Consider the following 19215-nt stretch of genomic DNA (forward strand, 5'->3'; position numbering starts at 1 on the left):
ACCTCTTCGGGCAGTCTTTTTCAATCAAGTCTTGTTCAGTCAAGTCTCGGAAACGGATCGGTCGAAAGGGCAGCGATTACCACGGCCGGAAGCGCGTCTGCTTCGATCAACACGGCCGCCTTGGCGAGATCGCCGGCCATGTAGCGGTCGGCGCCGAGCGCGGGCACCTGCTCGCGCAACGCGGTAATGACGGCAACGAGCGGCGCGCTCGTAGCATGTGGGGCGCGCAGGGTGATGCCCTGGGCTGCGACCAGAAGCTCGATGCCGAGGATCGCGGCGAGATTGTCGGCCATGTCGGAGAGGCGCCGGGCGGCATGCGCGGCCATCGAGACGTGGTCTTCCTGGTTGGCGCTGGTCGGCGTCGAGTCGATCGAGCAGGCTGCCGCACGCTGCTTGTTCTCGGCATAGAGCGCAGCCGCCGTCACCTCGGCGATCATGAAGCCGGAATTGATGCCGGGATCGGGCGTCAGGAACGGCGGCAGACCGAAATTCAACGCGGGATCGACCAGCGTCGCGATGCGCCGCTCGCTGATGGCGCCGATCTCCGACAGCGCCAGTGCAATTGCGTCGGCGGCAAAGGCCACCGGCTCGGCGTGGAAATTGCCACCCGAGACGATCTCGCCGGTCTCGACCAGAACCAGCGGATTGTCGGTGACGGCGTTGGCCTCAACGATCAACGTACGCGCCGCCTGTATGATCAGGTCGAGCGCAGCGCCCGCGACCTGCGGCTGGCAGCGCAGGCAATAGGGATCCTGCACGCGTTCGTCGCCTTCGAGATGCGACAGCCTGATATCACTGCCGTCGAGCAGCGCCATCAGCGCTGTGGCCGCTGCAATCTGCCCGGCATGACCGCGCAGCGCCTGGATCTCGGGGCGGAACGGCACCGTCGACGCCATCGCCGCATCGACCGACAGCGCGCCGGTCACGAGCGCGGCGCGGGCCAGGCGAAATGCGCGCAGCACGCCGGAGATGGCATAGGCGGTCGAGAATTGCGTGCCGTTGATCAGCGCGAGCCCCTCCTTGGGGCCGAGCGTCAGCGGCGCGAGGCCGACGGCGGCCAGCGCATCGCTGCCGGACACGGTCTTGCCATCGACGATCGCCTGCCCCTCTCCGATCATCACCGCGGTCATGTGCGCGAGCGGCGCGAGATCGCCGGAGGCACCGACCGAGCCCTGCTGCGGCACCAGCGGAAAGACGCCCCGCGCCAGCATGGCCTGCAACTGGTCGATCACCTCGCGGCGCACGCCCGAGGCGCCGCGCCCGAGCGAGACGATCTTCAACGCTATCATCAGCCGGACGATCGGCTCTGGCGTTGCCGGGCCGACGCCGCAGCAATGCGAGACGATGAGATTGCGCTGGAGCAACGCGGTCTGATCGGGCGGAATGCGCTTCGAGGCAAGCTTTCCGAAACCGGTATTGATGCCATAGACCGGCGCGTCGGCCTGCGCTGCCTTCGCAACGATTGCCGCAGCCGCTTCGACACGCGGCCAGAACGAGGGATCAAGCACGACGGATTGCCCCGCAAGCACGCGCGCGAGATCGTCGAGACTGACCGTTCCCGGTTTGACTATGATTGCTGAGCCCCGCTCCATCACTGTCCCCTCCACACCCGGCGGTGCAACGGATTGAAGCCGATGCGGTATGCGAGCTCGGCGGGCCGCTCGATGTCCCAGATTGCGAGGTCGCACCATTTGCCGGCTTCCAGCGTGCCGGTCTCCCCCAGCAAGCCGAGCGCCCGCGCGCCTTCACGGGTGACGCCGGCAAGACATTCGGCCACCGTCATCCGGAACAGCGTCGCCCCCATGTTCATGGCGAGCAGCAGCGAGGTCAGCGGCGAGCTGCCAGGGTTGCAGTCGGTCGCGAGCGCCATGGGAACGCCATGCTTGCGGAACGCCTCGACCGGCGGCTTTTGCGTTTCGCGAATGAAGTAGAAGGCACCGGGCAGCAGCACGGCCACCGTCCCGGCCTTCGCCATCGCGGCGGCACCGACCTCGTCAGTATGTTCGAGGTGATCGGCGGAGACCGCGGAGAATTTTGCGGCGAGCGCCGCGCCGCCCAGATTCGACAATTGGTCGGCGTGGAGCTTGACCGGCAGCCCGAGCCCCTTCGCCGTCTCGAAGACCCTCGCCGTCTGCTCGCCGGAAAACGCAATGCCTTCCATGAAGGCATCGACGGCATCGGCAAGGCCGGCCTTCGCTATCGCGGGCAGCATCTCCTTGCAGACGAGATCGATGTAGCGGTCCTTGTCGCCATCGGCCTCCGGCGGCAGCGCATGCGCGCCGAGAAAAGACGTGCGGATCGCAACCGGCCGCTGGCGACCGAGACTGCGGGCCGCCGCGAGTTGCCGCATCTCCGTCTCGGTGTCGAGGCCATAACCGGACTTGATCTCGACCGTGGTCGCGCCCTCGCCGATCAGCGCATCGAGCCGCGGCAGCGCGCGCGCGACAAGCTCGTCCTCGCTCGCCTTGCGCGTCGCGGCCACCGTCGAGACGATGCCGCCGCCGGCGCGCGCGATTTCTTCATAGCTCGCGCCCTTCAGGCGCAGCTCGAATTCGTGCGCGCGGTTGCCGCCATAGACGAGGTGGGTGTGGCAATCGACCAGGCCCGGCGTGATCCAGCGCCCCTCGCAATCGATCCGTTTGATCGCATCCGCGTCCGCCGGGAAGTCCGTCTCTGCGCCCGCATAGGCAATGTGGCCGCCGCGCGCGGCAATCACGCCATGCTCGATCTCGCCGAAATCGGGGCGGTCGGCCCGCATCGTGGCGAGCCGGGCGTTATGCCAGATCCGGTCGAAGCGCTCTGCCATGCGGATGTCCCTTCGCGGTGGGATGCTTGACTTATATGTCTAGACATATAATCGTAAGGCGGTTCTGTCCAGCCGGCGTGTGATCATGACCCGACTGCATTTCGCCTCCGCGCTCCTGCCCTCGGGCTGGGCCAATGACGTGCAGGTGGTCGTCACCGACGGCGCGATCGCCGAGGTGACATCGGGCGTGGCGCCGGCCGCCGGCGACGAGCACCATCAAATCGCGCTTCCGGGACTTGCGAGCCTGCACAGCCATGCGTTCCAGCGCGGCATGGCGGGGCTGGCCGAGCTGCGCGGCGACAGTGCCGACACGTTCTGGACCTGGCGCGAGACAATGTATCGCTTCGCTCTCGCGATGACGCCAGATGACGTCGCCGCCGTCGCGACACTGCTTTATATCGAGATGCTGGAGCAGGGTTTTACCCGCGTCGGCGAATTTCATTATCTGCATCACGATCGCGACGGCTCGCCTTACGCCGATCTCGGCGAAATGGCTGCGCGCATTGCCCAGGCGACTGAGGCGTCAGGCATCGCACTGACGCTGCTGCCGAGTTTTTATGCGCACGGCGGCTTCGGCGGCGCAGCGCCACATGACGACCAGCGCCGCTTCATCTGCTCGGTCGATCAGTTTGCTGCGCTGATGAACGCCTCGCGCAAAGCAATCAGCACATTGCCGGGCGCCAATATCGGTATCGCGCCGCACAGCTTGCGCGCGGTGACCCCGGACGAGCTCACGGCCATCATCCCGCTCGCGGATGGCGGGCCGGTGCATATTCATGCCGCCGAGCAGGTCAAGGAAGTCGAAGACTGCCTGGCCTGGTCGGGGCGGCGGCCGGTGCAGTGGCTTCTGGAGCACGCGCCCGTCGATCAACGCTGGTGCCTCATTCACGCGACCCACACGACGAACGAGGAAGTCGTCGCGTTCGCGAAGACCGGCGCGGTGGCGGGCCTTTGCCCTATCACCGAGGCAAGCCTCGGCGACGGCATTTTTCCGGCGCGAGAATTTCTCGACGCCGGCGGCCGGTTCGGCGTCGGCACCGATTCCAACGTGCTGATCGGTGTCGCCGACGAGCTGCGTCAGCTCGAATACGGTCAGCGCCTCAAGCATCGCGCGCGTAATGTGCTTTCCGGCGGCGCGGGCGCATCGACGGGGCGCACGCTGTTCGATCACGCGCTTGTGGGCGGCGCGCGGGCGCTGGGACAGCGGACCGTCGGCCTCGCGCCGGGCGCGCGCGCCGACATCGTCACGCTGGACGGGGCGCATCCATCGCTGGCAGGACGTTCGCGCGATGCCGTCATCGACGGCTGGATCTTTGCCGCCGGCAGCGGCGCGATCGATTGCGTCTGGGCCGGCGGCCACAAGGTGGTCGAGGGCGGCCGGCACAGATTGCGCCAGACCGCGCGCGAGCGTTTCAACGTATCGGTGCGGAGGCTCGTCGCATGAGCCTCGCCACCGACGCAGCCGAACCGACGCTCTACAAGCGGATCCGCGCCGACATCGAGAAGCGGATATTGACCGGCGAATGGCCGCCGGGTCACCGCATTCCGTTCGAGCACGAATTGGTGGTACGCTACGGCTGCTCGCGCATGACCGTGAACAAGGCGCTGTCCGAACTCGCACAGGCCGACCTGATCGAGCGGCGGCGGCGGGCCGGCTCGTTCGTGCGCCGGCCGCAGCATCAGTCGGCGGTGCTCAAGATCGCCGACATCCGCGCCGAGATCACCGCACTCGGCCGCAGCTATGGCTACGAGCTGATGCATCGCAAGCTGCGCGCCGCGACTGCCGCCGACCGCGATCGTCTTGGCATTAAGAAGGCCGGCAAGGTGGTCGCGATCGCCTGCCGCCACAGCGCCGACAACGTGCCCTTTGCCGTCGAGGACAGGCTGATCGATCTGTCGTCCGTGCCGAATGCTGCGACCGCGGATTTCGCGCGCGAGCCGCCGGGCACATGGCTGCTTCATCATGTCCCATGGACAGAGGCCGAGCATACGATCAGCGCCATTGTTGCGGATGATCATGCGGCGGAAGCGCTCGACATCGCCGTCGGCGCGCCCTGCCTCGTAATCGACCGCTATACCTGGCGCGGCGCGCGCACGATCACCGCGGTACGGCTGCTTTATCCCGGTGACTCTCACCGCCTTGTCGCCCGATTCAAGGGAGGCTGAGGGAGCAATGTCGGCACAAATCGTGCAACGGTTCGGGCAACGGTCCAGATGGGCCGACAGAGATCAACAGGACATCAATTCATCGATCGGCAAGAGGACGACTATCATGCGTAATTCGAAAGTATTTGCGACAATCATTGCGCTGGCGGCCTCCACCCCGGTGCTCGCCGACGACGTCAAGGTCGGCGTCGGCATCTCCGGATGGACCGGCTTTGCGCCGCTGACACTCGCGAAGGAGGCCGGCATCTTCAAGAAGAACGGCCTCGACGTCACGATCAAGAAGATCCCGCAGAAGGACCGCCACCTCGCCATCGCCTCAGGCGACGTTCAATGCGCCGCGACGACGGTCGAGACCTGGATCTCCTGGAACGCCAATGGCGTCGCAACCAAGCAGATCTTCCAGCTCGACAAGAGTTTTGGCGCTGATGGCATGGCCGTGCGCAATGACGTCACTGCGATCAAGGAGCTGAAGGGCAAGACCGTCGCGGCCTCCGCGCCGGGCACCTCGCCCTATTTCGCGCTGGCCTGGATGCTCAAGAAGAATGGCCTCACGGTGAAGGACGTCACCGTCGTCAATTTGGAGCCGGCAGCAGCGGCGCAGGCCTTCGTCTCCGGCCAGAACGATGCAGCGATGACCTATGAGCCGTATCTGTCGACCGTGCGCGCCGCACCCGACAAGGGCAAGATCATCGCCACCACGTTGGACTACCCCATCGTCATGGACACCTTTGGCTGCACGCCAAAATTCCTGAGCGAGAACCCTAAGGCCGCGCAGGCGCTCGCCGACAGCTATTTCGAGGCACTCGACATGATCGCCAAGGATCAAGCCAAGGCCTACGAGATCATGGGCGCCGACGTAAAGCAGACCGGCGAGGCGTTCGGCAACTCGGCAAAGTATCTGCGCTGGCAGGACAAAGCCGCGAACCAGAAGTTCTTCGCCGGCGACTTCCTGACCTTCAACAAGGAAGCCGCAGATCTCTTGCTCGAGATCGGCATCATCAAGGCCGCGCCGAAGGTCGAGGACCTCTTCGACGCAAGCTACATCAAGTAAACCTCTCAGGAGCTGCCGGCCCCGTCTCGCGGCGGGGCCGCAGACTTGTCCACTTCCCGGATAGACAGTTTGATGCGCCCCCTGGATTCCGTGACATCGAGGCAGCGCGTGGCTTATGGCCTCGCGTTCTTCGTGCTGTTCGTTGCCCTCTGGTCCTGGGCAACGTTCGGCGGCCATGTGTCGAAGACCTTTCTCGCCAACCCGCTGACCATGGTGCAGGAGGGCTTTGACCTGCTGACAAAGCAAGGCTTCCTGTTCGACATCGGCATGACCGTCTGGCGCGTCGTCGGCGGCTTTGCACTGGCGGCGATCGTCGCGGTGCCGCTCGGCGTGCTGATGGGGGCCTACAAGCCGGTCGAGGCGTTCCTCGAACCTTTCGTGTCCTTTGCACGCTATCTGCCCGCCTCCGCATTCATTCCGCTGCTGATCCTGTGGGCCGGCATCGGCGAACTGCAAAAATTGCTCGTCATCTTCATCGGCTCGGTGTTCCAGGTCATCCTGATGGTCGCCGTGACGGTCGGCGCGACGCGGCGCGATCTGGTGGAAGCGGCCTATACGTTGGGGGCCAGCGACCGCGGCATCATCCGTCGCGTGCTGCTGCCCTCCTCAGCGCCCGAGATTGCGGAAATCCTGCGGCTGGTGCTGGGCTGGGCCTGGACCTATGTCATCGTCGCCGAGCTGATCGGATCGTCCTCCGGCATCGGCCACATGATTACCGACAGTCAGGCGCTACTCAACACCGGCCAGATCATCTTCGGCATCATCGTGATCGGCCTGATCGGCCTCGTCTCCGACTTCCTGTTCAAGGGCTTCAATGCCTGGCTGTTTCCTTGGAAGCTCGCATGACCACACTGAAGATAGAGCAGGTCTCTCGAACCTTCCCCGCCCGCCACGGCAACGCGCCGACCAAGGCGCTGGAGCCGACCGATCTTGTCATCGGCAACAACGATTTTGTTACCATCCTCGGCCCGTCCGGCTGTGGCAAGTCCACGCTGCTCCGCATCGTCGCAGGCCTCGATCGTCCGACCGGTGGACGTGTTACGCTCGACGGGCGCGGGGTGACGGGACCGGGCGCCGATCGCGGCATGGTATTCCAATCCTACACGCTGTTTCCCTGGCTGACCGTGCGCGAGAACATCGCCTTCGGCCTGCGCGAGCGCGGCGTTTCGCAGGACGAGCGGCACAGAATCGCCGATGCCTTCATCCGCCAGGTCGGATTGTCCGGCTTCGAGAACCACTGGCCGAAACAGCTCTCCGGCGGCATGCAGCAGCGCACCGCCATTGCGCGTGCGCTCGCCAACGATCCGAAGATCCTCTTGCTCGACGAGCCCTTCGGTGCGCTGGACAACCAGACCCGCGCGCTGATGCAGGAGATGCTGCTCGCGATCTGGGAGCGCGACCAGAAGACCGTGCTGTTCGTGACGCACGACATCGAAGAGGCGATCTTCCTCGGCAGCCGCGTCGTCGTGATGAGCGCGCGTCCCGGCCGGATCAAGGCCGAGATCGCGGTGGACCTGCCACATCCCCGCTCTTACAAGATCAAGACCACGCCCGAATTCGTCCAGCTGAAGGAACGGTTGGTCGAGGAGATCCGCACCGAAGCGCTAAAGGTTGCCGAACATGCCTGACTCTCAGCCGCACGCCAATGGCGAGCGCGTTCTCGCCGATCTCAACGCGCTCCGTGCCGTGGGCGCCTACAAGACCGGTGTGCACAAGCCGACCTTCTCCGAGCCGCACAAGCAGTCGCTGGAGTGGCTGGCACAAAGGCTACCCGAAGCTGGCCTCATCGCGACGATCGACGGCATCGGTAACGTTTTTGGGAAGAGTGCGAAGGCCGGGCCAAAACTTCTCGCGGGCTCGCATCTGGAGAGCCAGAACTACGCCGGCTGGCTCGATGGCCCGCTCGGCGTCGTCTACGCGCTCGAGGCCGCGCGCGTGCTCAATAACGATCCATTCGTGAATGGCGCGGTCGAAGTCGCCGCGTGGTGTGACGAGGAAGGTCATTTCGGCAGCTTCCTCGGCTCGCGTTCCTATGTCGGGCAAGTGACCGAAGCCGAGATCGACGCGGCACGCGACCGCACCAATGGCCGCACCATGCGCGACGCACTCGGCGACACGGGGCTCGCCGGACGCGCGCGCATCACGGCCGAGCCGGGACGGCACGTCGGCTATCTGGAGGCGCATATTGAGCAGGGCGACACGCTCGAAAGCGGCAAGCTTGCGATCGGCGTCGTGACCTCCATCGTCGGCATCTGGCAGTACCGCATCAATTTCACCGGCGAGCAGAACCACGCCGGCACCACGCGCATGGCCGTGCGCAAGGATGCAGGCCTCGCGCTGGCCAAGTTCTGCGTCGCCATCGACGAGCGTTTCCCGGCTGCGTGCGGACCGCGCACGGTCTGGACCACCGGCCGCATCACGCTCGATCCGGGCGCGCCGAGCATCATTCCTGGTGGCGCCGAAATGCTGTTTCAGATCCGCGATGAAGATCCTTCCGTCATTGCGCGGCTTGAGGATCTGCTGCGGACCATGGCGGACGAAGTCAACGCGAAGGGCCCCTGCACCGCCTCCGTAGAGAAGCTGCGTACCGGTGCGCCGGCCATGATGAACGCTGGTTTTCAAGACGCGATCGAGGCCGCGAGCAAGGCCTTGGCTCGCGGACGGTCCCTCCGTATGCCGAGCGGCGCCGGCCACGATGCGCAGATGCTCGCGAGCATCATGCCCGCAGGCATGCTGTTCGTGCCGTCGATCGGTGGCATCAGCCATCACTGGACCGAGAACACGAACGACGCGGATATCGCGACGGGCGCGCAGGTCTTCGTCGACGCGTGCCGGCGTATCCTCGGCGGCTAGGCGGACCGTCGTCATGACCGCGAGCGAGTCTTACACCGAGCCGACAACCGGTTATTGGCAGGATCTGACGCCAGAGATTCCCGCACGCTTCTCGGCAACGCCTCCCTACCGCTTCGGCTATCCCGTGGCGCTGCCTTGCGGCCGCATCCTCGTCTTGCCGCTGCGCCGGTTACCCGACGGCGATCGCGCTGTCGCTTCCCTCATCGCCAACCAGGCCTCAAATCTCGTTGTCGGGGCGCTGGCAGACCATATGGCGACACAGGCGCGCGCACTCGACGCCGCGATCATTGTCGGACTACCAACCCTCGGTCTTGCATTCGCGGCGCTGGTGGCCGAGCGGCTCGGACAGTCGCGCTATGTCCCGCTCGGATATTCGCGCAAATTCTGGTATGATGACGCGCTGTCCGAGCCTGTGACTTCAATCACCAGCCCCGAGGCTGGAAAAAAGTTGCGGCTGGATCCGAACCTGCTGCCCCTGATCGAAGGCCGCCGGGTGGTATTGGTCGATGATGCGATCTCTACCGGCGCGACCGCGATTGCCGCCATACGTCTGTTGCAGACAATCGGCGCCGAAATTGCCGGCATGGTCGTCGCCATGAAGCAAACCAATCGTTGGGAGGCATCTGCCGCGGCGCTTCCGGTTCGCGCGGTCTACGGGTGCCCGCTGTTCCAGCGTAGCGATGCCGGCTGGATGCCGCTGATCGAGACCCAGCCCACCATTCCCTGATTGATCGGGTATCGATCGTCGTCACGGAAGGGGGCGACTGCCGTCACGGCACAGTCAGCGGGGTCGGCGCTTCTATCTGCGCGCGGTGCGGGGATCGTTGAGGGCGAGGCCGGGCCTCGGCCAGTCCACCGCCATCAGCCGACCAGTGCCGGAGAGCGTGATGAAGGCAGTGCGCATGTCGGCGCCGCCGAAGCAGATGTTGGTGCAATAGACCTCGTCGGCTTCGCGGAATTCAAGCAGATCGCCGGCCGGCGAGAACACGCTGATCCCGCCGCGCACGAGCGTGGCGACGCAGATATTGCCGCTCTCCTCGACTGCGAGCGAATCGAAACGCTGATAGCCCGGCAGGCCGTGCAGCAGCCGGCCGCCATTGGGCGACGGCCAGGGCTCCTTTGCGACCTCGCCTTCGCCGACGATCGGGTAGCTCCAGATCCGGCTGGTCTCGGTCTCGGAGACGTAGAGTGTACGCCCATCCGGTGACAGCCCGACGCCGTTCGGCGTCATGATCGGAAAGATCGCCTCGCGGATCATCGAGCCGTCGGTCCGCGCATAGTAGACCGCGCCACGATCCATCAGCCGGCCATAGGTCTTGCCGAGATCGGTGAACCAGAAGCCGCCCTTCTCATCGAAAACGATGTCGTTCGGCCCCTTCAGGTGAACACCACCACAACTGTCGTAGAGGGTCTTGACCGCGCCGGTGTCGAGATCGACCTGCTCGATGCGGCCCGAGGTGTAATCCTCGGCGCGACCGGTCGGACGGACGAAGTTGCTTCTGTCCTTGTGCCAGGAGAAGCCGCCATTGTTGCAGACGTAGCATTTGCCGTCCGGACCCATGGCGGCGCCGTTCGGACCACCGCCAAGATGTGCGATGACCTCTTTCCGGCCGGACGGAAGCACGCGCGTGAGCCGGCCGCCCTCGATCTCGACGACGATGACGCTGCCGTCGGCGAGCGCGATCGGCCCTTCCGGAAACGCCAGCCCGTTCGCAATCTCTCTGCCCTCAAGACGCATCTCGTCACTCCCTGTCCTTATGCCGGCGTCGGCTGACCGGCACCCAGATAGGCTTCCACCACCTCAGCCCGGCTCGCCGCCGTGGCGAGGTCTGCCGCACTGCGATGGCCCACGATGGCGCCATTGCGGACGAAATAGAGCTCGTCGGCCACCTTCATCGTCATGCGGAAATTCTGCTCGACCAGCATGATGGCAAGCCCGGTGTCCTGCTTGATCGCCACCAGCCGCTCGAATACCCGCCGGATCAGCAGCGGCGCCAGTCCCAGCGAGGGCTCGTCGAGCAGAAGCAGCCGCGGCGCGCTCATCAGGCCGCGCCCGATCGCGAGCATCTGCTGCTCGCCGCCGCTCAGCATCCAGGCTGGCGACTTCAGGCGGTTGGCGATCTCCGGGAACAAGTCCAGCATGAGATCGCGCCGCTGCCGCTGCATGCGCGCATCGAGAAAGAAGCCGCCAAGCAGGAGATTTTCGGCGACCGTCAGCGAGCCGACGATCTGGCGGCCCTCGGGAACATAGACGATGCCGCGCCGGACGCGCTGCCGCGCCGCGAGCGCGCCGATATCCTCGCCGGCAAAGCGCATCTCGCCGTGTGCCGGCACCAGGCCTGCGATGGCCTTGAGCACCGACGATTTGCCCGCGCCGTTGGCGCCGAGCAGCGCCACCACGCCCTTCTCTGGAACGGCAAGATCAATGTTCTCGACGACGCGCGCCGCACCGTAGCTGACCGAGAGTCCGCGCACGGAAAACAGCTCAGTCATCGGAATCGTCTCCGAGATAGACGCGGATCACGTCCGGATGCGCGCGAATTTCGGCGGGCGTCCCGCTCGCAATCATCTTGCCGAAGTTCAGCACATAGATCTGCTCGCAGAGCTCCATGATCAGGTCCATGTCGTGCTCGACGACGAGGAGCACGAGGTCGGGGCGCATCAGGCGCTTCAGGGCGCGCGTGAGGTCGCGCGTCTCGACCGCATTCAGCCCGGCGGCCGGCTCATCCAGCAGGATCGCTTTGGGCTCGCTGGCGATGGCGCGCGCGATTTCGGCGAGGCGCAACGTTCCCGGCGGCAGGTCCGACGGCTTGTCATGCGCCGCAGATGCGATGCCAAGCTCGTTCAGTGCCGCCATGGCGCGGCGCTCGGCCTCCTGCTGGTCGAGCCGTTGCGACGGTGTCGGCACGAAGGCGCTGAACCAGCCCGACCGCCGCTTCAAGGTGAGGCCGACGAGGACATTTTCGAGCAGCGACAGGTCGGGACACATCGCCAGATTCTGGAAGCTGCGGGTGATGCCGCATGCAGCCCGCTGCGCCGGGCCGAGACCCTTCAACGACGCGCCAGCGAAGCTGCTGCGGCCGCGCTGGCCGTGGTAAAGCCCGCTCAGGCAGTTGAACAGGCTGGTCTTGCCCGCCCCGTTCGGTCCGATCAGCCCGGTAATCACGCCGGGCCGCAGAATCATCGAGACGTCGCTGAGCACCTGGAGCCCGCCGAAGGCAAGCGAGATGCCTTCCGCGACCAATCCGTCGCTGGAGACGACGTCCGTCATCGCGCTCTCCCGCGCGGCAGGAAGCGGCGCAGATCGCCGGCATTCGCCACCAGCGTCACCACGACGAGTGTCACGCCATAGAGGACCGGAACCCAGTCGCCGGCCTTCGCGAGATAGGTCGGCACCAGCGTGATGAAGGCGCCGCCGACGAGTGCGGCCGACAGCGACAGCCCGTTGAGGCTGACGACCGATCCGACGAGCAGGAAGACGCCGCTGAAAAAGGTGAAGCTGTTGGGCGAGACCGTCGAGGACGCAAAGCCCGTCAAGGCGCCTGCGAGCGAGGCCAGCGCCGCGCTCAGCGTGAAGATGGAGACGCGCGCCCAGCTTCTTGTGATCCCCATGGCTTCGGCCGCACGCGGTTGCGCCTGCGCCATCAGCAACGCCAGCCCTTGCGCCGATTTACGAAAATGCGCGAGCGCCAGGCTGACTGCCACCAACACGGCGAGCGCGATGTAATAGTGCTGCAACGCCTTCGAGACGCCGGGGATCAGGTCCTGCGCGATATAGAGGCCTTCGAAGCCGCCGGTGAATTTTTCGAAACCGATCAGGATTTCCGGCAGCGCCAGCGCGAGCGCCATCGTCGCAACCGCAAGGTAGATTCCGGACAGCCGGCGGGAAGGAAATGCAAAGACGAAGCCGGCACCGGCGCCGAGCAACGTCGCCAGCGGCAGGCTCACCGCGATCGAGAGACCAAGCCGGTGCTCGACGATCGCGACCGTATAGGCCCCCAGCGCCACGAAGAAGCTGTGCCCGATCGACACCTCGCCGCCATAGCGCACGAGCATGCTTACGGAGAGAACGGCAAGCGCGTTCGCAAAGCACAGCGACAGGCTGTAGAGCAGGAAACCGCCGGCAAGGAGCGGCAGCAACAACAGGGCCGCGACCAAGGCCAGCACAGACAGGCGCGCCAAATCGACGTGACCAGCGCGGGCCGAAACTCCGGCCTTGGAGACGTGCGCGAGGTCAGACACGGCCACCGATCGCCCTCTCCAAAAGCCCGTTGGGGAAGAAGTTCAGCGTCAGCAGGATCACGCCGAGCAGGAACGTATTCATGAACTCCGGCGAGACGTAGAACGAGAACATGTTCATGGCGATGCCGACTAGGATGCCGCCGACGGCCGCACCCGGCAGGCTGGAGAAACCACCGACCACGGCGGCGGTGAAGGCCTGCAACATAAAGGACGGCACCGTCGTCGAGCTCAGGAACGTCGTCGGGACGATAAGCAATGCCGCGACGAGACCGAGGACGGCGCCCGCAAGCCAGGAGAACAGATGAACCGAGCGCAGGTTGAGCCCGCAGACTTCGCAGGCGAACGGATTGGTCGACACCGCGCGGAACGCGACACCGAGCTTGGTGCGCTCGATGATCACGTACAGGCCGCCGACGATCGCGAGCGTGACGACAAGGACGGCGAGATCGTAGGAGGAGATGCGGATCGCGCCCAGGCTGAAATTGAAGCGTGGCACCGGCAGGTCGAGATTGACGATGTCGGCGCCGAAGATGAGTTGAACGGCGCCTTGCAGGATCAGCCCGACACCGAGCGTCGCGATCGTGGAGGCCAGATCGGACTTGAACACGATCGGCGCGATCAGGGCATAGCTTGCGACCGCAACCGCGCAGGCAATCCCGAGCGCCAGTGCAACCGCGCTGCCCCAGGACAAGCTCAGCAGGCTGCCGCTGGACAAGCCATAAACCACGAAGGCGCCGAGACATGCGAGATTGCCGTGCGAGAAGTTCACGACGCGCGAGCTCTTGAACACCATGACGAGACCGAGCGCACCGACGCCGTAGAGACAGCCGGAGATGATGCCGGACCACAGCAGCGGCAGGATGTCCCTGAAAAATCCCGCCACGCTCACACCTTTGCCTGCCCGTCGTCGGAAGTCCCGCCCTTCTCGATGAACTCGATCACGCCGGGGAAGTACCGCCCCGAGAGCCCCTGTCGGCACGCGGCGTCGTAGTAGCGGCGCGCAAGCTCGGCGACGGCCGGACGGACGCCGATGTCGGCGGCAAGCTGAAGCACATAGTCGAGGTCCTTCAGCACGTATTCCGGCGGAAAGGCCTTTTCCGGAAAATTGCGCGGCAGCATCGCCTTGGTGCCGTGATTGCGCAGCACGAAGCTGTCGCCAGACCCTTTCGACACCGCGCTCAGCAACGTCTCCGGCTTCACGCCCGCGCGTTCGCCGATCACCATCATCTCGGCAAGCGCCAGCGTGTGCTCGAACACCAGCGCATTGTTGACCAGCTTGACGACCTGGCCGCAGCCGACCTCGCCGCAATGGGTGACGTCAGAGCCGATGTAGTGGAGCAGCGGCTTGACCCGCGCGAACACGGCCGCCTCGGCGCCGACCATGATGCTGAGCTCGCCGCGTTGCGCCGCTTCGCGCGTGCGCGCCACCGGCGCGTCGGCAAAGTCGAGGCCCCTGGCTTTCAGACGATCCGCCACGCTGCGCGCCAAGGCGACGGGCGTGGTACTGAGATCGACGATCGTCGTCCCCGGCCGCGCCGCCTGTGCAATCGCAGCCGAGACCGCTTCGACCTGCGGACCGCCCGGCAGCGACAGGAAGACGACCTGGGCCTGTGCGGCGAGCGCCTCAAGTGACGCTGCCGCTTCCGCCTTGGTGTCGGAGAGCGCCGCGAGCGCGGCCGCATCGCGGTCGAGCATCAGCACACGACCGGGATGTTTCTTCGCCATGTTGCGGCACATCGGACCGCCCATAACACCAAGCCCGATGAAGCCGATGGTTTCTGCTGTGCTCATGGCGTCAGTCCATCAACATGCCGCCGTTGACGTCGAGCACCGTTCCGGTGATCCAGTTCGACGCCGGCGAGCAGAGGAAGAGAATGCTCTGTGCGATATCCTCGGGTTGGCCGAAGCGTCCCAGCGGTACGTTGCCATTCGGTGACGGCGCGGCACGGTCAGTGACCGTCGCCCACATCGGGGTCTCGACCGGACCGGGCGCAATGATGTTGGCATAGACGCCCTTGCCGGCGCCATTCTTGGCGACCCATTTCATCAGGCCGTGCACGGCGGATTTCGCCGCAACATAGGCCGGCCCCGAAGCGACGCCACCGATCTTGGCTGCAATCGAGCCGAGCGCCACGATCTTGCCGAAGCCACGCTCCGCCATGACGGGATAGAGCTTGCGGACGGGATTGACCGTGCCCATCAGATTGACGGCGAGGATCCTCTCCCACTCTTCGTCGGTCGACTGCGACAGTGGCGTATTGGCAATGGTGCCGGCACAGAGCACGAGAATGTCGATCTTGCCGCGCGCCTTCAGCTCCTCGTCAATCAGCTTCTCGGTGGCCACGCGATCCGTCACGTCGCAGCGACGATAGCTTGCTTTTTCGGGAAACTTGCCGCCATCGGCGACGATGTCGGTGGCGATGACGTCGGCACCGGCTGCGCAGAAAGCCGCAACCACGGCGCGGCCGATGCCGCCGGCAGCTCCTGTGATGAGGGCAGTTTGTCCGTCGAGACGCGAGGGCCCGCTCAAGGGCGATCCAGCCATGTCGTATTTTCCTTGTTTTTCTTGGTAGTTAACACGAGCAGCGGGCGACCGCGTCTTGCGGCTACCCGCTGAAAAGTTCGGCTCAAGCCGGCTTGGCGTCGAAGGCCACGGCCGGATAGGGCTTGAAGTCACGCACCATGACGAAGGAGCCTTGCGCTTGCAGGATCGCTTCCTGCCGCGTGCCGCGATGATCGGAGCCGGTGAAGGTCACCTTGCGCGCGCCGCCGACCGAGGCATTACTCAGCGTGTTGCCGGCCTCGACCAGATTTGCCCGCGTGATCGGCTTGCCGCTGTCGATCAGCGCGCCGAAAATGCTGCCGAACAGCGCGGCATTGCTCCAGCCGTTGAGGCCGAACACGCCGACCGGATCACTCGGATAGTATTTCGTGACGGCTTCACGATAGGCCTTGATCTCGGGCTCGGCGCTGTCGACCGGAAGCAGCCACGACGAGAAGTAGACGCCGTTGAGGAGATCGCCGGTCAGCTTGTACGTCGCGGGATCGGCGGTGAAGAACGGCGCAAACCAGGTCAGCTTGACGCCCTGGCGGTCGGCCGCCTTCAGCGCGGCCGCAAGGTTGGCGTTGGAGCCGAAGAGGATTGCGGCCTGGGCCTCGGAATTTGCGACGCGGCGGATGTGCGGCGTGAAGTCGGTGGTCTTCACCTCGAACGGAACCGACTCCGCCGCCGTGAGCTTGTTCGCCTCCATGAAGAGATCGAAGCCGCGCTTGGCCGAGCGGCCAAGCTCGTCATTCTCCCACAACAGCGCGATCTTCTTCAGCTTCAGGTCGTTGACGGCAAACTCGGCATTCGAGGCGGCCGACCAGCCGTAGTCGGGCAGCAGCGGAAAAATATTGGGCTCGGCGAAGAAGGCACTGGCGCCACCGATCGGCCCGATCATCGCAAGGCCGCTTTCCTTCGCAAAGGGAATGACGGCGACGTTGGTTGCCGTCCCCACCGCGGCGACGAGCGCGAAGATGTGGTTGTCCTCGACGAGGCGCCGGACCGCGGCAACGCTGCGCGCGGGATCATAGCCGTCGTCGAGCGTCACATAGTTGATCTTCCAGCCCTTGATGCCGCCGGCCTCGTTGACGCTCTTGAAATAGGCGTCGGCCGCGTGGGTCAGGATCGCATAGAACGGGACGGGTCCCGTGACGGGGGTGAAGCCGCCGATGGTGATGGTCTTGGCGCCGGCATCGACGCCGATATCGTCGGCGAGGAGCGACGTGCCGGGATAAGCCGATGCCAACGCGGCAGCGCCCGACAGCCTGAGAAAGTCACGCCTCTTCATGGGCCCTCCCCGATATCTGTTCTTATCCATTGATCTTTAGAGGGACGAACTTACAGGGTCAAGATAAAATGCATTATGCATTATATTGAAGCCGGCGCGTTTGAGAGGATCAGCTCGGCGCGTCGGATGACGGGTGCATCGATCATCTTGCCGTCGAGCGCCACCGCCCCGCCGCGCGCGCCGTCCGCAGCCTCCATCACACGGCGGGCCCAGGCGACCTCATTGGCGGTCGGCAGGAAGGCATCGTTGACCGGCTTGACCTGGGCCGGATGGATGCAAAGCTTGGCGCCGAAACCGAGCGCCTTGGCTCGACCGACCGCCGAGCCGAAGGCCGCAGGATCCGTCCAAGACGTGGTCACGCCGTCGATCGGAGGCGGCAATCCGGCCAGCCGCGACTCCAGGGCGATTTGCAGCCTGACAGGGTCGAGCTCCTGCGTTGTCTCGGTCACGCCGGAATCGATGCCGAAATCGAGGTTGCCGAACGCGAGCTGCGAAACCAGCCCGCTCGCACCTATGCGCCTGAGCTCCGCGTAACCCCTGACTGTTTCGATCAGCGCGATGACATGGCGCGGTCCGTCCAGCGATGCCGCAAGACGCTCGATCGAGGCCGGCTCTGCTTTTGGCAGCATCAGCTTGGCCACGCCGGCGCGGCGCATCATCTCCATGTCGGCGGCAAAAAAAGTGCTTTCTGCGCCGTTCACGCGCACGACCGCGTCGGCCCGCCCGCTCCATTGCGCGACGAAGCCGCGCGCGACTTCCTTCTCGGCCGGTGCCACCGCATCCTCGAGGTCGAGAATGACCTGGTGGGCGCCTGAGGCTGCCGCCTTGTCGAAACGCTCGGGGCGGTTGGCTGGGACGAACAGGAAGGAGCGGGACAAAGAGCTGGACATCCGGCATCAACCTCGATTATGCATAATGCATTATCGTTTGTACTTCTACTCTCCTCCATAGGGCGCGTCTATGGTAGTCGCGGGGCAAATCGGTCACGAGCGGCGGCATTCAATGGAATATCGGACGAAAGAGGAGCAGGTCGCTGACTATCTCCGCGAGGGCATCATCTCGGGGCGACTGCCGCGCGGCGCCCGGCTGAAGCAGACCGAGATCGCGCAGGAACTCAAGATCAGCATCACGCCGGTTCGCGAGGCGCTGAAGCTGCTTGAGGCCGAGGGATATCTCGCGAGCGACTCCTATCGCGGCGCGACCGTGGCGCCGTTCGACGTCGAGGCGTCCACCGAGATCCTGAAGCTGCGGATCACGCTTGAGACCCAGCTGGTCGAAAGCGCCGTGCGTAACATCACCGCGGAGGAGATCGCGGAGCTGCGCCAGCTGGCGCGCCAGTTCGAGGACGCGGCGCTCGCCAACGACAGCACGGCGGCGCGCGGCATCAACTATCGCTTCCACCGGCGCATGTACGATTTCGCGCGGCTGCCGAAGACGTTGCATTTCGTGCAGGTGCTGTGGGCGCAATATCCGTTCGACGTCATCAACCGCATCGGCGGCCGGGCGGTGCGCGCCGCCAAGGAGCACAACGAGCTCCTGAAGAGCGTGATCGAGGGCGACGCCGCAGGCGCGATGCTGACGATGCGGCAGCACATCGAGACCGGCTGGACCGAGCTTCGCAACAGCATGCCGGCAACCAGGTCCGAGCCTCCCGTCAAGTCGAAGAGCTCTGAGAAAGAGACGCTATGAAGCCGATGCTGCTCGTCATGGACATGCTGAACGACCTCGTCCACGAGAACGGAGGTGGAGCAAAAAGCTACGTTCCCTTGATGAAGGAGCGTGACGTGCTCGGCCGCACCAAGGCGGTGATCGCGAAAGCGCGCGCGGCCGGCGTGCTGATCGGCTATGTCCGCGTCGGATTTTCGCCCGACTACCGGGAATGCCCGCCCAATTCGCCGATCTTTTCTCGCGCCCGCGGTGCCGGGATGTTCAAGCTCGGCAGCTGGGGCACGGAAGTCCATCCCGACCTCACGCCGGAAGCCGGCGAATTCGACATCGTCAAGCACCGGGTCAGCCCGTTCTACGGCACGTCGCTGGAGCCGATCCTGCGCGCCCACGGCGTGACCGACCTGTTCCTCTCCGGCGTCTCCACCAACGGCGTGGTGCACACCGGCGCGCGCGAGGCCCACGACCGCGACTATGCCTGCACGGTGCTGGAAGACTGCTGCGCCGGCGGAACCACCGACGAGCACGACAGCGCCCTGCGCTGCCTCGGCCGCTTCGCCGCCATCAAGAACAGCGCCGATGTAAGCTTCGGCTGACGG

At 65.2% G+C, this 19215-nt stretch carries 20 protein-coding genes; 9 read left to right on the forward strand and 11 right to left on the reverse strand.

Going from position 1 to position 19215, the window contains the following annotated elements; translation table 11 throughout:
- Positions 1–35: 35 nt before the first annotated feature.
- A complete protein-coding gene (gene hutH / locus UP06_RS27375) occupies positions 36–1592 on the reverse strand; it encodes a histidine ammonia-lyase (RefSeq protein WP_502691610.1) in 1557 nt (518 codons plus the stop codon).
- On the reverse strand, positions 1592–2806 hold the full coding sequence (hutI, locus tag UP06_RS27380; RefSeq protein WP_045006778.1) for an imidazolonepropionase: 1215 nt from the start codon (positions 2804–2806) through the stop codon (positions 1592–1594). The genes hutH and hutI overlap by 1 nt, the downstream gene beginning before the upstream one ends.
- Positions 2807–2891: 85 nt before the next feature.
- Between hutI and UP06_RS27385 the strand changes: the two genes are divergently transcribed.
- From UP06_RS27385 to UP06_RS27415, 7 genes are all read left to right on the forward strand, one after another.
- Entirely contained in the window at positions 2892–4250 is a 1359-nt protein-coding gene (locus tag UP06_RS27385) for a formimidoylglutamate deiminase (protein WP_045006900.1), read from the forward strand.
- Complete coding sequence (gene hutC, locus UP06_RS27390; RefSeq protein ID WP_045006779.1) at positions 4247–4972, forward strand: histidine utilization transcriptional repressor HutC; 726 nt, start codon at positions 4247–4249, stop codon at positions 4970–4972. Before UP06_RS27385 ends, hutC begins: the two co-directional genes overlap by 4 nt.
- Positions 4973–5078: 106 nt before the next feature.
- The gene (locus UP06_RS27395; protein WP_045006780.1) at positions 5079–6023 is read left to right on the forward strand and encodes an ABC transporter substrate-binding protein; all 945 of its coding nucleotides are present in this window, start codon (positions 5079–5081) and stop codon (positions 6021–6023) included.
- Between the two features lie 72 nt (positions 6024–6095).
- Positions 6096–6869 (forward strand): ABC transporter permease, encoded by a 774-nt coding sequence (locus UP06_RS27400; RefSeq protein ID WP_045006781.1) that lies wholly within the window; start codon positions 6096–6098, stop codon positions 6867–6869.
- On the forward strand, positions 6866–7651 hold the full coding sequence (locus tag UP06_RS27405; protein ID WP_045006782.1) for an ABC transporter ATP-binding protein: 786 nt from the start codon (positions 6866–6868) through the stop codon (positions 7649–7651). The genes UP06_RS27400 and UP06_RS27405 overlap by 4 nt, the downstream gene beginning before the upstream one ends.
- Positions 7644–8876, forward strand: coding sequence for a Zn-dependent hydrolase (locus UP06_RS27410; RefSeq protein WP_045006783.1), 1233 nt, complete (start codon positions 7644–7646; stop codon positions 8874–8876). The genes UP06_RS27405 and UP06_RS27410 overlap by 8 nt, the downstream gene beginning before the upstream one ends.
- A gap of 13 nt (positions 8877–8889) precedes the next feature.
- Positions 8890–9603: a phosphoribosyltransferase gene (locus UP06_RS27415; protein ID WP_045006784.1), complete on the forward strand. Its 714-nt coding sequence runs from the start codon at positions 8890–8892 to the stop codon at positions 9601–9603.
- Positions 9604–9675: 72 nt separating this feature from the next.
- Here the strand turns inward: UP06_RS27415 and UP06_RS27420 are convergent, their stop codons facing one another.
- The 9 genes from UP06_RS27420 to UP06_RS27460 all read right to left on the reverse strand — a co-directional run bounded on the left by UP06_RS27420 (position 9676) and on the right by UP06_RS27460 (position 17841).
- A complete protein-coding gene (locus tag UP06_RS27420) occupies positions 9676–10614 on the reverse strand; it encodes an SMP-30/gluconolactonase/LRE family protein (RefSeq protein ID WP_045006785.1) in 939 nt (312 codons plus the stop codon).
- A gap of 17 nt (positions 10615–10631) precedes the next feature.
- Positions 10632–11369 (reverse strand): ABC transporter ATP-binding protein, encoded by a 738-nt coding sequence (locus UP06_RS27425; RefSeq protein WP_045006786.1) that lies wholly within the window; start codon positions 11367–11369, stop codon positions 10632–10634.
- Positions 11362–12147 carry an ABC transporter ATP-binding protein gene (locus UP06_RS27430; RefSeq protein WP_050032090.1) on the reverse strand — a complete coding sequence of 262 codons (786 nt, stop codon included), beginning with the start codon at positions 12145–12147 and terminating at the stop codon, positions 11362–11364. Before UP06_RS27430 ends, UP06_RS27425 begins: the two co-directional genes overlap by 8 nt.
- Positions 12144–13124: a branched-chain amino acid ABC transporter permease gene (locus tag UP06_RS27435; RefSeq protein WP_045006787.1), complete on the reverse strand. Its 981-nt coding sequence runs from the start codon at positions 13122–13124 to the stop codon at positions 12144–12146. The genes UP06_RS27430 and UP06_RS27435 overlap by 4 nt, the downstream gene beginning before the upstream one ends.
- Entirely contained in the window at positions 13111–14001 is an 891-nt protein-coding gene (locus tag UP06_RS27440) for a branched-chain amino acid ABC transporter permease (RefSeq protein WP_245305556.1), read from the reverse strand. The genes UP06_RS27435 and UP06_RS27440 overlap by 14 nt, the downstream gene beginning before the upstream one ends.
- Before the next feature lie 2 nt (positions 14002–14003).
- Positions 14004–14909 carry an NAD(P)-dependent oxidoreductase gene (locus UP06_RS27445; protein ID WP_045006789.1) on the reverse strand — a complete coding sequence of 302 codons (906 nt, stop codon included), beginning with the start codon at positions 14907–14909 and terminating at the stop codon, positions 14004–14006.
- A 4-nt stretch (positions 14910–14913) separates the two neighbouring features.
- Positions 14914–15663, reverse strand: coding sequence for an SDR family NAD(P)-dependent oxidoreductase (locus UP06_RS27450; RefSeq protein WP_045006790.1), 750 nt, complete (start codon positions 15661–15663; stop codon positions 14914–14916).
- Between the two features lie 82 nt (positions 15664–15745).
- Positions 15746–16951, reverse strand: coding sequence for an ABC transporter substrate-binding protein (locus tag UP06_RS27455; protein WP_045006791.1), 1206 nt, complete (start codon positions 16949–16951; stop codon positions 15746–15748).
- Between the two features lie 80 nt (positions 16952–17031).
- A complete protein-coding gene (locus tag UP06_RS27460; protein ID WP_045006792.1) occupies positions 17032–17841 on the reverse strand; it encodes an HpcH/HpaI aldolase/citrate lyase family protein in 810 nt (269 codons plus the stop codon).
- 112 nt (positions 17842–17953) lie between these two features.
- On the opposite strand from UP06_RS27460, the gene UP06_RS27465 reads away from it, so the two are divergent.
- Both UP06_RS27465 and UP06_RS27470 read left to right on the forward strand, forming a co-directional pair.
- On the forward strand, positions 17954–18640 hold the full coding sequence (locus tag UP06_RS27465; protein ID WP_045006793.1) for a GntR family transcriptional regulator: 687 nt from the start codon (positions 17954–17956) through the stop codon (positions 18638–18640).
- A complete protein-coding gene (locus UP06_RS27470) occupies positions 18637–19212 on the forward strand; it encodes a cysteine hydrolase family protein (RefSeq protein WP_045006794.1) in 576 nt (191 codons plus the stop codon). Before UP06_RS27465 ends, UP06_RS27470 begins: the two co-directional genes overlap by 4 nt.
- The last annotated feature ends 3 nt before the right edge of the window (positions 19213–19215 follow it).

The organism is Bradyrhizobium sp. LTSP857 (genome assembly GCF_000938285.1).
Classification (GTDB): domain Bacteria; phylum Pseudomonadota; class Alphaproteobacteria; order Rhizobiales; family Xanthobacteraceae; genus Bradyrhizobium.